Genomic DNA, 13,601 nt, shown 5'->3' on the forward strand with positions numbered 1-13,601 from the left:
GAGTGAGTGGGGTGGGTTGAAGGTGGAGATTCAGTTGCCTCGGCGGTGAGCCCGCCCCCACAAGGTTTGTGGTGAGCGGGCTTGAGCGTCAGACGCGAAACTGATCCATCAAACTCTGCTGCTGATTCGCCAGGCTATTAAGCGACTGACTCACCCGCGCCGATTCATTCGCCTGCCCCGACAGCGATTCCGTTACATCACGAATCGTCGCCACGTTGTTGTTGATTTCTTCGGCCACCGCGCTCTGCTCTTCGGCAGCGCTGGCGATCTGCAGGTTCATGTCGCTGATCACCGTCACCGCATCGCCGATCTGACGCAGTGCGGTCACGGCCTGGCCGACCTGTTCGACGCTGCCTTGTGCCTGTCGATGGCTGTTGCCCATCGAACCGACCACGTCCTGGGTGCCGTTCTGCAATTGCTCGATCACCTGGCGGGTTTCTTCCACCGACTCTTGAGTGCGGCGGGCGAGGTTGCGCACTTCGTCGGCGACCACCGCAAAACCGCGACCTGCTTCACCGGCACGGGCGGCTTCGATGGCGGCGTTCAGGGCCAGCAGGTTGGTCTGTTCGGCGATGGCGCGGATGGTTTCCAGCACGGTACCGATCTTCTCGCTGTTGGCAGCCAGGCCTTCGACTTGCACCATCGCTGCGCTCATGTCGGCGGCTAGGGTGTCGATGCTGGCGGTGGTGCGGTCGATCACGGTCAGGCCCTGACGGGTGGCGCGGTCGGCATCCTTGGCCGCTTCGGCAGCCTGCGCGGCGCTGCGGGCCACGTCCTGGGCTGTGGCGCTCATTTCGTGGGATGCGGTGGCCACCTGATCGACCTGACGGTATTGCTGCTCCATACCGGCGCTGGTCTGGGTGGCAATCGCGGAAGACTGGTCGGCGGTGTTGCGCGCGTCCTGCACCGAGCGTTTCACCTCGGCGATGATCGGTTGCAGCTTGTCGAGGAAGCGGTTGAACCAGCCGGCCAACTGACCGAGTTCGTCTTTCTTGTCATAGGCCAGACGACGGGTCAGGTCGCCTTCGCCGCTGGCGATGTCTTCCAGCATGTGGGCCACGCCGAGGATCGGTTTGGTCACGCTGCGCGCCATCAGCCACACCAGCAACAGGCCGATCAGTGCGGCGAGTACGCCCAGGCTCAGCTCGATCAGGGTGCCGGAAGTGTTGCTGGCATCCAGTTGCTGCTTGAGCGCTTCGGCGCGGCTGACCAGCACTTTCTGCGGTACATCAAGCAGCACGCCCCACGACGGGCCGCCGGGAATCGGCTGGAACGGCGACAGCACTTTCAGTTGCGCATTGCTGTGCAGGCTGCTGACGGTGTGGCTCGAAGCGAGCAGGCGCAGCAGTTCGGCGCCGCTGGTGGTGTCCACGGCATCCAGGCGCTGGCTGAGTTTGTTGGCGTCCGGGCTGTAACCGGCAAGCAGGCCGGCGGGGCTGATGATGCTCACGGCGGTCTGGCCGTCATAGAGCTTCTTGCTGGCGCTCTGGCTGATCGCTTGCAGGCTGTTGAGGTTGATGTCCACCGACAGCGAGGCGATGACTTTGCCGTTGACCATCAGCGGGAACACGATGCTGGTCATCAGCACCTTTTGCCCGTCGATCACATAGAAGTAGGGTTCGATCACGCACGGCTTGAGCGTGGTGCGCGGGCAGGTGAACCAGGCGTTGGCGGCCTGGCCGCTGGGGCCGGTGCTGGTGTCGGCCATGTCGCTTTCCGGCAGTGCCATCGAGGTGACTTTGCCCGGCGTCGGTTGCGACCAGTACAGGGCGAAGCGGCCCTTGTCGTTGCTGCCGAGTTCCGCCTGGCCGGCAAACAGCTCGTCCTTGCCGTCCAGCGCGTTGGCTTCGAACACCAGCGACAGGCCGAGCAATTCCGGGTTGGCCTGCAGCGCCGATTTGACCTGACGGGTCATGTCCTCGCGCAGGTCGAACGCATCGAGGAAGCGCTTCTCGGCCTGTTCGCGCAGGAACAGCACCTGACGCGAGAAACCGTGGCCATATTGATAGGCGTCCATGAACTGCTGGCGAATGCCCGCCGCCTGAACTTCGCCTTGGGATTCGATGCGGGCCTGGGCCGACTCGGTGAGCATTTCCATGCTCGAAGCTTTCACCAGTTCGGAACTGTGCTCCATGCGATACAGCGAAAGACCCACCAACAGGGTCACGATACCGGCCAGGCAGAGCCCGGCAAGCAGGGTGATTTTCCATTGGATGGAAAGTTGTCTGAGTGACATGGAAACGTCCTTATTCGATAAATATCTGAGACTTTGCACTGTAACGGCCGCGTTTCGGCTTTCTTTATGGCGTAAATGCAATAGGGCGAATTGACGCATGTTGTGGCGGATATGCCCTGTTCAGCGGATTGATCATGGAAAGTTACACAGTGTTGCGACCAGTCGCTTTGACACTGCGCGCGCGCTGCGGCACAGTGCGCGCCCTTCTAATAAGACCCTCTATGCAAATCCGCTGGCGACCCTCGTGGCTTGCCGGCCGGACTCATCCTGTCTGGCGGTGAATGGCTTTACCGTCGTGTTTTTGAGGTAGTGAAATGAATGCAGTGATTGCTGCGGTCGGCGTCATGCTGATCCTCAGCCTGTCCCGGGTGCATGTGGTGATCGCGTTGATCGTCGGTGCGCTGGTCGGTGGCCTGACCGGTGGTCTGGGCATCGACGCCACGCTCAAGGCTTTCAACAGTGGCCTGGGTGGCGGGGCGACAGTGGCGTTGTCCTACGCGTTGCTCGGTGCTTTCGCCGTGGCGATTGCCAAGTCCGGCCTGGCCCATGCGCTGGCCGACAAGGCTCTGGCGATGGTCGACCGCCAGCATGCGACCGGTGGCGGCAGCGTCAAATGGATGCTGATCGGCCTGCTGTGGGTGGTGGCGATCGCTTCGCAGAACATCCTGCCGATCCACATCGCGTTCATTCCGCTGCTGGTGCCGCCGCTTTTATATGTACTGACCAAGCTGCAACTGGACCGCCGGTTGATCGCCTGCGTCATGACCTTCGGCCTGATCACGCCGTACATGGTGTTTCCGGTCGGTTTCGGCAACATCTTCCTCAACCAGATCCTGCTGGCCAACGTCAGCAAGGCTGGCGTGGACATCAGCCAGATCAACGTCATGCATGCCATGGCCATTCCGGCGGCGGGCATGGTCTTCGGCCTGTTACTGGCGGTGTTCTTCAGCTACCGCAAGAAGCGGGTCTACGACCTGGAAAAGATCGAGCAGGTGGAGCAGGTCAGCGTCGCCTACAACCCGATGACGATCGGCATCGCCGGCCTGGCCATCGCGGCGGCGTTCATCATTCAGTTGCTGTTGGATTCGATGATTATCGGCGCGCTGGCCGGGTTTCTGATCTTCTCGGCGTCGGGCATCGTCAAGTGGCGTGAGACCGACGATCTGTTCACCGAAGGCATGAAGATGATGGCGATGATCGGCTTCATCATGATCTCCGCCTCGGGCTTTGCCGAAGTGCTCAAGGCCACCGGTGAAGTGCGTTCGCTGGTTGAAAGCGCGGCGGCGTGGATCGATCACAGCCAGGCGATTGGCGCGCTGCTGATGTTGCTGGTGGGGTTGATGGTGACCATCGGCATCGGTTCGTCGTTCTCCACGGTGCCTATCCTGGCAGCGATTTTCGTGCCGCTGTGCGTGCAACTGGGCTTCAGCCCGATGGCGATCGTCTGCATCGTCGGCACGGCCGGGGCGCTGGGCGACACCGGTTCGCCAGCCTCGGACTCGACCCTCGGCCCGACCTCCGGCCTGAACGTCGACGGCCAGCATCATCACATCTGGGACACCGTGGTTCCGACCTTCCTGCACTACAACCTGCCGCTGCTGGCGTTTGGCTGGGTGGCCGCGATGGTCCTCTGACCTGATCGTTCCCACGCTCCGCGTGGGAACGCCTCCTGTGACGCTCTGCGTCACGCTTCTGGACGCAGAGCGTCCCGGGCTGCATTCCCACGCAGAGCGTGGGAACGATCGGCGTCGAGGTGTCGAAGCGTCCGTGTGGGAACGATCTGAGGTAAAGCTCAACTTTTGGTTTCGCGTGCCGTTAAAGCCTTTATCCACGCCAATAAAACCAAAAGAGTGAGCCCCCATGCGCCTGAGTCTCAAGGCTAAAGTCCTGTCCCTTGCCGTCCTTCCGGTCTTGCTCTTTGCGCTGGTGATCAGCCTGACCACGCTGTTCATCCTTCAGGAACAGGCGCGCAAGGAAGTCGAACAGACCCGCGAACGCCTGCTCGGCGACGCCAAGGCCACCCTGGCCAGCTATGTCGCCGTGGCCATGACCACCATCAAACCGTTGTACGACGCTGCCGCTCCCGGTGACGCCGATGCGCGGGCGCAGGTGATCAAGCTGTTGTCGAGCATCAAGTACGGCAAGGACGGCTACTTCTTCGGTTACGACTCCGAGACCGTGCGCCTGTTCAAGGCCAACGACCCCGAAGGCGTGGGTAAAAGCTTCAAGGACAACCGCGACCCGAACGGCGTTTACGTCAACCGCGATCTGGTGAAGGTCGCCAAGGACGGCACCCACTACCTGCAATACAGCTCGCCGTTGCCGGGCAACGCGCAGGTGCTGGTGCCGAAACTCGGCTACACCGAATACCTGGCGAAGTGGGACATGGCGGTCGGTACGTCGGTCAACCTCGATGGCATCGAAGCGCAAGTGGCGGTGGTCGAGGCCAAGGTGCAGGAGCGCATGCAGGGCGTGGTGCTGAGCATCGTCGGCGTGGCGGTGGTGGTGCTGCTGGTGATCGCGGCGGCGGGGATGCTGCTGGCCAACACCATCCTGCGACCGCTGAACCTGATGAAAGCCAACCTCGATGACATCGCGGCGGGCGAGGGTGACCTGACCCGACGCCTGACCATCACCAGCCAGGACGAACTCGGCGAACTGGCCGGCTCGTTCAACCGGTTCGTCGACAAGATCCACGGCCTGGTGCGGCAGATCACCGAGATGACGTCGCAACTGACCGGTCTGGTGACGCAGGTGTCCGATCAGGCCCAGCGCTCCGATCAGGCCATGGAACGTCAGCGCCACGAAACCGATCAGGTCGCCACGGCGATCAACGAGATGTCCGCCGCCGCGCAGGAAGTCGCCAAGAGTGCACAGAACGCCGCCGTCGCTGCGCAGCAGACCGACGAAGAAGGCCAGACCGCCAAACGCGTGGTGGCCGGCAGTATCAAGCAGATTCATGCGCTGGTGGACGACATCCGCAGCAGCGGCGTGTCCCTCGACAGCCTGCAGCAGGACGTGTCGTCGATTGTCGGCGTGCTGGGAGTGATCCGTTCGATTGCCGAACAGACCAACCTGCTGGCGCTCAACGCCGCGATCGAAGCGGCTCGGGCCGGTGAGGCCGGGCGCGGGTTTGCGGTGGTGGCGGACGAGGTGCGGGCACTGGCGTCGCGCACGCAGATCAGCACTCAGGAAATTCAGGGGATGATCGATCGCTTGCAGGCGGGGACGCAGTCGGCGGTTGAAGCGATGCGCCGTTCCAGCGAGGCGGGTGATGGTACTTCGGCTCAGGCCAATCAGGCGGGGGCGTCGCTGGATGCGATGGCGGATCTAATTGCGACCATCAACTCGATGAACGCGCAGATTGCCAGTGCCGCTGAAGAGCAGACGGCGGTGGCCGAAGAGATCAACCGCAGCGTGCATCAGATTGCGGTGGCGGTGGATAACGTGGCGGATGAGACCCAGTTGGGGGCGCAGACTTCGCGTAGTCTGGCTGATCTGGGGCAGCGGTTGGGCAAGCTGGTTGGCCAGTTCCGTATCTGATGGCGCTGTCGGGACAGACCATCACGGTCTGTCCCAATACGGCACCTCGCCAAAACACTCCATAAAGAAATCAATCACCGTCCGCACCTTCACCGACAACCGCCGGCTCCCCGGCCACAGCACCGAAATCTGCTGCGGCTCCACACTGTTCGACACCTGATAATCCCCCAACACCGGCACCAGCGTGCCCTCGCGCACCGCCTCGCCGATCAGCCATGACGGAAACATCACCAGCCCCAGCCCTTGCACAGCGGCCTGAGTCAACGTGTCCGCGTGATTGCCGGTAATCGGGCCCTTGACTGCATAGGGTGTCCATTCACCCTGATCCTGACGGAAGAACCAGCGCTGCTGGCCGGTCGCGCCCTTGTAGGCCAGGCACTGGTGGCGGGCGAGGTCGTCGGGATGCCGGGGTGTGCCGAAACGCTTGAGATACGCCGGACTGGCCGCGACCTGAAAGCGGTGTGGCGCGAGGATCCGCGCCTGCATGCTCGAATCGTGCAGCGGACCGATGCGGAACAGCAGGTCGGCGCCTTCCTGCAGCGGGTCGATGTAGTGGTCGGTCTGCTGGATGTCCAGTTGCAGCTTCGGATAGCGCTCGCACAAACGGCCCAGCCATGGCGTCAGATGGCGTTGGCCGAACACCACCGGAGCATTGATCCGCACCAGGCCGGTCGGTTCGCTTTGCTGTTCCTGCAACGCCTGTTCGGCTTCTTCCAGCTGCACCAGCACCAGCCGCGCGTGGTGGCCGAGCATGCGCCCGGCTTCGGTCGGCGTGACCGCGCGGGTGTGGCGGTAGAGCAATTGCTGGTTCAGCGCCTGTTCCATCAACTGGATCTGCCGGGAAATCGAGGAGGGCGCCACGCCCTCGCGGCGGGCGACTTCGGAAAAACTGCCGTGGTCGAGCACCGCCACAAACAGCCTTAGCGCCTTGAATCCCAGTTCGTTGAGCCCGTGCATCGTCTGTCCTGCTGTGCGAGTTACGCAAAAGTGTTGTCCGGATGCTCCCATTTATCGCACAGCTGCGCCAGCCGATAATCCGCGCCATCGTTTCTTTCAGAGGTTTTTCAGATGCAGTCGTTTGATGAAGTGAGTGCCGCGCCGGCGCCGGTAGCGCGGCCTGGTTTGCGTTTGTTGCTGTTGCCGCTGGTGATTCTGGCCGGCATGGGTTTGTCGGTGGAGGCGGGGTTGCTGGGGCCGTTGGGTGAGCAGGTCGGGCATTTGTGGGCGACCTTGAGCATCTTCGGGGTTGGGTCGGCGATTCTGTTTTTGTTGTTGCTGTTTGCGGGGCCGCAGAAGGGGCCGGCGCTGACGGATCTGCCGCGCTGGCAGTTGATCGGCGGGTTTCTGGGGCCGATGTATGTGGTGGTGTTGACGCTGGCGACGCCGCATATCGGGATTGCGATGACGATGATTGCGATTTTGTCGGGGCAGGTTGGCAAGAGTGTGTTGATTGACCATTTCGGGTGGTTTGGGGCTACGCGCAAGAAGGTCAATGTTGAGCGGTGGCTGGCGTTGGGGTTGATTGTGGTGGCTTTGGTTTTGATTGCGCGGGGGTGAGTGATGAGTCTGGTTATTTTGTTGGCGGTGGTGGTGTTGGCGGGTGCGGTGTTGAGTGTGCAGGCGGCGATCAATGGGCGTCTTGGGGAAACCGTTGGTGTGTTGCGCAGCAGTTTGTTGACGTTTGTGGTGGGGGCGGTTTCTACGGGGTTGTTGATTTTGTTTTTTGAGCCTGCTCAGGCGGTGAGTTTGCTGGATGTGCCGAAGTGGCAGTTGAGTGGGGCGCTGTTTGGGGTGGTTTATATGATGGTCATGGTTGGTGCGGTGCCTCGGGTGGGGACGGCTGTGGCGACGGTGGCGGTGATTGTCGGGCAGTTGGGGATGGGGATGTTGATTGATAATTTTGGGTGGTTGGGGAATCCCGCTATCGAGTTGTCTTCTAGTCGGGTTTTGGCGATGGGGTGTTTGGGGTTGGCGTTGGTGTTTATGTATCGCAGTAGCGTGCGTCAGGCTGTTTGAACTTGGCGGCCTTTGGGCCGGCCATGCTCTTGGGGTTTTGGGTGAATATCCGTTTCTTCGGGTGCTGCCGCTGGCGGTTTCGCTCTTACAGCGAGTCACTTTGGCAAACGCCCCAAAGTAACCAAAGGTCTTGGGCCCTGACGTTCGGCCCTCGCTGTGGCTCGGGTTCCTTCGCTCCGGGATTGATCCGGGGGCATCGCCTACGGTTTGCTTCGCTGCACCTCCTCTCGATGCATGCGGCTGCGCCGCACGGTCGCTTCGCTCCCACCCCCGGATCAATCCCTCCACTCAGCCTGCCGACGGGCCTTGAGATCAAAAGCGGTACTCGAGCTAACGCTCATTGTGGTGAGTGGTGGGGGGAGGGTTGAAGGGTGAGTGGTGAGTAGTGAGTGGTTTGGTTGTTGGGTTGTTTTCACCTTCTACACTGGTAGCACGGCTTGTTCTTTCGGCCTCAGACAACCACCACCAGAGGAGTCTGTTTCATGGCAGATAGAAAATGCGATTGTCCGGGATGTCGTTGCACGATCAAGGAGGGTGAGCATTCTTATGTGGCGCACGGTAAGCATTATTGCTGTGAGGCGTGTGCGCATCATCACAAGAGTGGTGAGGAGTGTTCTGGCAAGGGGTGTCAGTGTGCGCATCCCAAGTAATCGTGGGTATTGAAAAAGTGGAGCCTAGTCGGGCTCCACTTCCAGTTTCAGGCTGTCGTCGTCCAGGCGTTCGGTGTGGCGGACGTTGCCGTGCAGGCGGCGGCCTCCGACGTTGACGACGATGGTTTTGGCCTTTTCAAGGTCTTCCGGCAAGGGGGCCGGGACGCGCAGGGCGAAGCGGTAGGGGTCGTTTTCGACGGGTTCCAGGCCAACCGGGCAGTCGACGCTTTTGGTGATGCGGCCGAACAGGGTGTCCAGGCCGTAGTCCAGGTGCGCCGGGCTGTTGATGGTTGTCATGTTGTTCCCCCCGAAATAGTCCCCGCCTGCGCGCAAGCTTAGCTTGCCGGTCGCCATGTGACGTTTTCCACGCCGAATTTTTCTGCCATCGGCTTGCTGGTTTTCTGCACTTTCTCCCGGCCGAAACGCGGGATGCGGCCGACTCCTGCGTCGCAGCTTGCCCAGTGCCACGCCTCGGTGTTGTCCATTTTGTCCGAGCGGATAATGAACGACTTAGGCGCGCCGTGAAGGGTGTAATCGATGACGTACAGTTTTGCGTTGTTCATAAAGCCCATCTTCCTCCCTGTGGTAATAGAAGGATCGCTGCGCTCCGGGAAAATTCACTCGGATTGTCCGACGGTATCTATCAATGGCGAGCGAAGGTGCGGACTGGTTACCATGGCGTTTCCGTCAACCCCGATGAATGTTCGCCATGGCCCTCGCTGCGCCCCCTGATCTGAGTGATACCGATGTGCCGGTGCAACCGCTGGCGCGGACGTATCCGCGTGGGTTGTTCATCGAGCCGCATGAGCATGTCTGGGGGCAGTTGCTGTATGCGATGAGCGGGGTGATGTGGGTCGAGACCCCGCACGAGGCGCTGGTAGTGCCGCCGCAGCGGGCGGTGTGGTTGCCGCCGGGGGTGCCGCACGGGATTCGGGTGGTGTCGGATTTGCAGATGCGCAATATCTACCTGCGCCCGGCGCTGGCGGCGACGCTGGATGAGACGGTGCAGGTGATCGAGGTCGGGGGTCTGCTGCGCGAGTTGATTGTCGGGCTGGTGGCGCAGGGCGACAGCGGGGATGCCGAGTATTACGAGGCGCTGGTCGGACTGGCGCTGCTGGAGCTGAAACGTGCAAGGCGTTCGCAGCTGAAGATCCCGTTGCCGGACGATGCCGACCGGCGGTTGATGAGTCTGTGTCAGGCAGTGATGGCCGCGCCGTCGCTGGATATTCCTTTCGAACAACACGCCGAAAACGCCGGGGCCAGCGTGCGAACGTTGGCGCGGTTGTTCAAGGAAGGGCTGGGCATGGGCTTCGCCGAGTGGCGGCGGCAGGTGCAGTTGGCGACGGCGGTGGCGGAGTTGATCCAGGGCGTGCCGGTCAGCGCGATTGCCCGGGAGCTGGGGTATTCGCCGAGCAGTTTCAGCGACATGTTCCGCCGTGAGCTGGGTGTTGCCCCTTCGCAGTTCGATGGCGGGCCGCTTGCCGGCTGATTTGGCCGAAATTCAGAAGTCCTTGGCCGATGCCGGTCGCAGCCTTTCCCTAGACTTTGCCCATTCCCTTTGTGTGGCGGAGTGATCCCATGAATTACCTGATTTCACTGGGCGTCGGTCTGGGTGTCGGCCTGCTGTATGGCGCGCTGGATGTCCGTTCTCCGGCGCCGCCGACCATCGCGCTGGTGGGCCTGCTGGGCATGCTGGCGGGCGAGCAGTTGTGGCCGATGGGCCGGCAACTGGTCAGTGGCTGGCTGTCCTGAATCCTGTCTTTTTCCTTCGGTGGAGATTTCCATGAAAGCACTGCAATTCGATAAAACCGGCGACCTGTCGTCCCTGCGCTTCGTCGAGGTGCCGACGCCGGTGCCGGGCGCTGACGAGGTGCTGGTGCAGATCAAGGCCGCGGGCCTCAATCCCAGCGACGTGAAGAACGTGCTCGGGCGTTTCCCGTACACCACGCTGCCGCGCATTCCCGGTCGGGACTTTGCCGGTGTGGTGGTCGAAGGTCCGCAGGCGTTGATTGGTCAGGAGGTTTGGGGCACCGGGCGTGAGCTGGGGTTTTTCGCCGATGGCTCCCATGCGCAGTTCGTCAAATTGCCGGCCAATGGCGTGGCGCACAAACCTTCGCATCTGAGTTTCACCCAGGCCGCCAGCCTCGGCGTGCCTTACACCACGGCGTGGGATGCGCTCGAGCGCAGTCTGGTGAGTGCCGAAACCCGTTTGCTGGTGATTGGTGGCGGGGCAGTGGCGACGGCGGCGCTGGCGCTGGCCAAGGTGCGCGGCGCGCAGTTGCTGGCGGCGGCGCGGCGGCCGGAGCAGGTCAGGGACTTGCAGGCGCAGGGTTATCAGACGATTCAGCTGGATAAACCCGAGGAGCTGGGTGCGCAGGTCAACGCCGTGTATCGCGGCGGTGCCGACGTGATCTTCGACACCACCGGTTTCTGGCTGCCGGCCTCGGTCGCGGCGCTGGCAACTTTCGGGCGGATCGCGATCATCGCTGCGCCAGTCGATGGGCATGTGCAGTTGCCGGCGCTGGCCCTGTATCGCAAGGGCGGTTCGGTGGTCGGCATCAACTCGTTGCTGTATGGCGTTGAGGCCTGTGCGGCGATGCTCGAGCAGTTCGGCCGGTTCTTCGACGAAGACCGGCTGCCACTGCCGCAAGGGCTGGTCGAAGCGCCGCTGGCCGAAGGGCTGGCGCGCTATGCCGATGTCAATCAGGGCAGCGGTGACAAGGTCATTCTTATCCCCTGACCGCCGCTGTTCTGCATGTCATAACAAAGCCCTGCGGGAGCGAGTTTCGCACCCACAGGGCTTTGTGGGTCTCAGGATTGCGGGACGCCGTTCTCCCACGCCGACCAGTTTTTCAGGATGTCCTGCACCAACGGATTGCCCGCGCGGTAGAGGTTTTCCAGTGCCGGCACAAATCCGCCCTGATCGGCGTACTTGAGCAGGTTGTCCACTTCGCTGCCGCCCGGCGCCGGACGGTCGAAATCCGAGCCGGCGCGCACCACGGCGAGGCGCTGCACGTCCACCAGACCCTCGCGACTTGCGCGCAGCAAGGCTTCGTAGGTGGAGTTGTCTTCCTGTTGGGTGGTGCAGTATTCGCCCTGGTTGTCGGTCAGCAATTTGGTCCAGACCTCGGCGCGTTCGCTCAGGCGTGTGCCGGAGAACCAGGTGTTGCCCGCCAGCGTGTCGCAACGGGTGACCACCGGCGGTTGATTGGCCGGTGCTGCCGGGTATTTCAGGCGCCACGCGGCCGATTCCTTGCTTTCGCTCAGTTCGACCTTGTGGCTCAAGGCGAAGGCTTTTGCTTGTAGCTTCGGGTTGAGTTCGAAGACTTCGGTCTTGTAGTCCAGCGGCGGTTTTTCGTTCGGGCCTTGAGTGTTGATGCCGAGGTAACCGGTCGGCCAGCTCGATGGCGCATCGCGTGAATCCAGCTCCCACTGGGTGCCGAACTCGACCAGATAATGCGCCCAGGCGGCCGTGCCGATGGTCCCGTGCTTGGGGCTGATGCCGGCAATCCCGGCAATCAGGAAGTAGCTTTTGCGCAGGTCGAATTTCGGCGACAGCGCCAGTGCCAGTGTCGAAGCCGCGGCGTTGGTCTGGCCCATGCCGGTGGTCATCAGGCAGACCTGCTGTGTGTTGCAGCGGATGGTCGGGTATTCGGCCGACAGGCCCGGCACGCGGACTTCCTGTTTGAGTTCGAGGCGATCGATCCAGTGCTGTGCCTCCGGAGCGAACATGGTGATCAGCACGACTTTCGGCTGTATCGGTGCCTCGGCCGCCCATGCGGTGGAAGAGAGCAGGGCGGCAGCGGCCAGTGATACACGCGTCATTGCTTTCATGATTGCTCCTGGATTCAGAACTGATAACCGACGCCGGCGTAGTAACCCCAGCCGTTGGAACGTGCCCGGAAATTACCGTCGCCAAAATTCAGCTCGCTGCCATCCTCCCAGTTGCCGCCGTTGTGGAAATAACGGCCGACCAGGGTGAAGCGCAAGTGGGTGAACGAGTACAGCAACACGTTGGTTGCCACCGTGGCATTGGCAGTCCGCGCCGGGTTGTCCTTGTGGATGTCCGAGCCGAAATCGAAGTTGGTGAAGCCGATGTAGGTCAGCGAGGCGCCGTTGCTGAATTTGTCGATCGGCACGATGTACTTGAGCTGCGCGCGGTAGCCGTCCCACGAGTATTCGTTGCTGGCGCCGTAGTTTTCCCACTGGTAGCGCCCGTACAGGTTGGCCGACAGATTGACCCGCGAATGGGTGTCGATGTCGGTGCCGAAACCGCTGTACAGCGTGTTGGCGCGGTTCTCTTTACGGCTGCCGTGATCGTAGATCCAGTCGAACGCCACGTACCATTCCTTGAACGGCCCGATGGCCAGGCTGCGGCCGGCGAGGTAGTCGATGGAGATGCGCGGCTCGTGCTCCATGAACACCGGCGAGCCGTGATCCCACACGCCTTTGTCGTGGCTGTTGCCGATGTTGAAAATCTTCGGGATGTCGATGTAGCCGTAAAGCTCGAACGGCCCCTTGCGCCCGAAGTACTCGTATTCCAGGTAGATGTCGTCCGCCGGTTGCGGGCCGAAACTGATGTCCTTGCTGCCGATCAGCATCAGGTCCTGGTTGTACCAGTCCGACAGGTACGCGCCTTTTTTCGGCGGGCTGGCTTCGGGGCTGAGGGCTTCACCCTGAGCAGATTCATCTGGCAGGGCAGGCTGCGCCAGCGTGGTCTGACTGAGAACTCCGGTAACGCCGGCCAGTAGCAGGGAAACAGCAAAAGTGCGCACACCGCGACGACGGTGGCAGGAGGAAACGTGCATTCAAAGTCCTTTTTGCGGATCACGGCCCGGAATCATAGGGCCTGTACGGTTTTGTAACGAAAAGGCAGTCAACGGTAGCTCGCAAACGTTTGCACAAGCCGTACCAGTTTCTCAAGTGGCTGAAAAATCGATTGATTCGCGGGTTTAGCTGGCGGCTCGGTCAACTCCCCTCAAAAGCGTCTGAAATAGCCCTCAAGTCCTTGCTCAGAACGGCCGGAAGTATCGACGCAGGGCCTTATCGCACAAAAGTATTAACACTATTTAACCGGTGCCCCATCGCAGGGCATCAACTAGCGTGTGTCTGGAATGCGACGGTTTATCTGATGACCGTCATACGCTTGATACGCG

Annotated in this window: 13 protein-coding genes and 3 pseudogenes; 9 read left to right on the forward strand and 7 right to left on the reverse strand. The window is 61.7% G+C overall.

The window, feature by feature from the left end; translation table 11 throughout:
• Positions 1-88 precede the first annotated feature (88 nt).
• Together K5E37_RS29755 and K5E37_RS29760 are read right to left on the reverse strand one after the other, a co-directional pair.
• Positions 89-844: a methyl-accepting chemotaxis protein gene (locus tag K5E37_RS29755; protein WP_371807414.1), complete on the reverse strand. Its 756-nt coding sequence runs from the start codon at positions 842-844 to the stop codon at positions 89-91.
• Between the two features lie 102 nt (positions 845-946).
• Positions 947-2,335 (reverse strand): annotated as a pseudogene (locus tag K5E37_RS29760) (HAMP domain-containing protein); the annotation flags it as partial.
• Positions 2,336-2,550: 215 nt separating this feature from the next.
• On the opposite strand from K5E37_RS29760, the gene K5E37_RS25900 reads away from it, so the two are divergent.
• From K5E37_RS25900 to K5E37_RS29770, 3 genes and pseudogenes are all read left to right on the forward strand, one after another.
• A complete protein-coding gene (locus K5E37_RS25900) occupies positions 2,551-3,870 on the forward strand; it encodes a Na+/H+ antiporter family protein (protein ID WP_007955962.1) in 1,320 nt (439 codons plus the stop codon).
• A 226-nt stretch (positions 3,871-4,096) separates the two neighbouring features.
• Positions 4,097-4,873, forward strand: a pseudogene (locus K5E37_RS29765) (cache domain-containing protein); the annotation flags it as partial.
• Between the two features lie 312 nt (positions 4,874-5,185).
• Positions 5,186-5,779 (forward strand): annotated as a pseudogene (locus K5E37_RS29770) (methyl-accepting chemotaxis protein); the annotation flags it as partial.
• 21 nt (positions 5,780-5,800) lie between these two features.
• Here K5E37_RS29770 and K5E37_RS25910 read toward each other — a convergent pair.
• Complete coding sequence (locus K5E37_RS25910) at positions 5,801-6,736, reverse strand: LysR family transcriptional regulator (RefSeq protein ID WP_221535510.1); 936 nt, start codon at positions 6,734-6,736, stop codon at positions 5,801-5,803.
• Between the two features lie 111 nt (positions 6,737-6,847).
• On the opposite strand from K5E37_RS25910, the gene K5E37_RS25915 reads away from it, so the two are divergent.
• The 3 genes from K5E37_RS25915 (at position 6,848) to K5E37_RS25925 (ending at position 8,445) form a co-directional block, all read left to right on the forward strand.
• Positions 6,848-7,336: a DMT family transporter gene (locus K5E37_RS25915; protein ID WP_221535511.1), complete on the forward strand. Its 489-nt coding sequence runs from the start codon at positions 6,848-6,850 to the stop codon at positions 7,334-7,336.
• Between the two features lie 3 nt (positions 7,337-7,339).
• Entirely contained in the window at positions 7,340-7,795 is a 456-nt protein-coding gene (locus K5E37_RS25920) for a DMT family transporter (protein ID WP_085608279.1), read from the forward strand.
• A 482-nt stretch (positions 7,796-8,277) separates the two neighbouring features.
• Positions 8,278-8,445 carry a metallothionein gene (locus tag K5E37_RS25925; RefSeq protein ID WP_074689145.1) on the forward strand — a complete coding sequence of 56 codons (168 nt, stop codon included), beginning with the start codon at positions 8,278-8,280 and terminating at the stop codon, positions 8,443-8,445.
• Between the two features lie 24 nt (positions 8,446-8,469).
• On the opposite strand, the gene K5E37_RS25930 is transcribed toward K5E37_RS25925, so the two are convergent.
• Positions 8,470-8,742, reverse strand: a complete 273-nt coding sequence (locus K5E37_RS25930) for a hypothetical protein (protein WP_085667477.1) — start codon at positions 8,740-8,742, stop codon at positions 8,470-8,472.
• A gap of 38 nt (positions 8,743-8,780) precedes the next feature.
• A complete protein-coding gene (locus K5E37_RS25935) occupies positions 8,781-9,008 on the reverse strand; it encodes a DUF6555 family protein (RefSeq protein WP_011335095.1) in 228 nt (75 codons plus the stop codon).
• A gap of 137 nt (positions 9,009-9,145) precedes the next feature.
• Here K5E37_RS25935 and K5E37_RS25940 point away from each other — a divergent pair, with 137 nt between their 5' ends.
• From K5E37_RS25940 to K5E37_RS25950, 3 genes are all read left to right on the forward strand, one after another.
• Entirely contained in the window at positions 9,146-9,934 is a 789-nt protein-coding gene (locus tag K5E37_RS25940; RefSeq protein ID WP_007958997.1) for a helix-turn-helix domain-containing protein, read from the forward strand.
• Positions 9,935-10,023: 89 nt separating this feature from the next.
• Positions 10,024-10,197, forward strand: coding sequence for a DUF1427 family protein (locus tag K5E37_RS25945; protein WP_007958996.1), 174 nt, complete (start codon positions 10,024-10,026; stop codon positions 10,195-10,197).
• A 31-nt stretch (positions 10,198-10,228) separates the two neighbouring features.
• Positions 10,229-11,185: a zinc-binding alcohol dehydrogenase family protein gene (locus K5E37_RS25950; protein WP_085608281.1), complete on the forward strand. Its 957-nt coding sequence runs from the start codon at positions 10,229-10,231 to the stop codon at positions 11,183-11,185.
• A 71-nt stretch (positions 11,186-11,256) separates the two neighbouring features.
• Here the strand turns inward: K5E37_RS25950 and K5E37_RS25955 are convergent, their stop codons facing one another.
• The gene (locus tag K5E37_RS25955; RefSeq protein ID WP_085608282.1) at positions 11,257-12,279 is read right to left on the reverse strand and encodes a purine nucleoside permease; all 1,023 of its coding nucleotides are present in this window, start codon (positions 12,277-12,279) and stop codon (positions 11,257-11,259) included.
• 14 nt (positions 12,280-12,293) lie between these two features.
• Positions 12,294-13,253, reverse strand: a complete 960-nt coding sequence (locus K5E37_RS25960) for a nucleoside-specific channel-forming protein Tsx (RefSeq protein WP_007958992.1) — start codon at positions 13,251-13,253, stop codon at positions 12,294-12,296.
• Positions 13,254-13,601 lie beyond the last annotated feature (348 nt).

Origin of the sequence: Pseudomonas sp. RIT778, from assembly GCF_019718735.1 — a bacterium.
GTDB classification, from domain to species: Bacteria; Pseudomonadota; Gammaproteobacteria; order Pseudomonadales; family Pseudomonadaceae; genus Aquipseudomonas; species Aquipseudomonas aphyarum.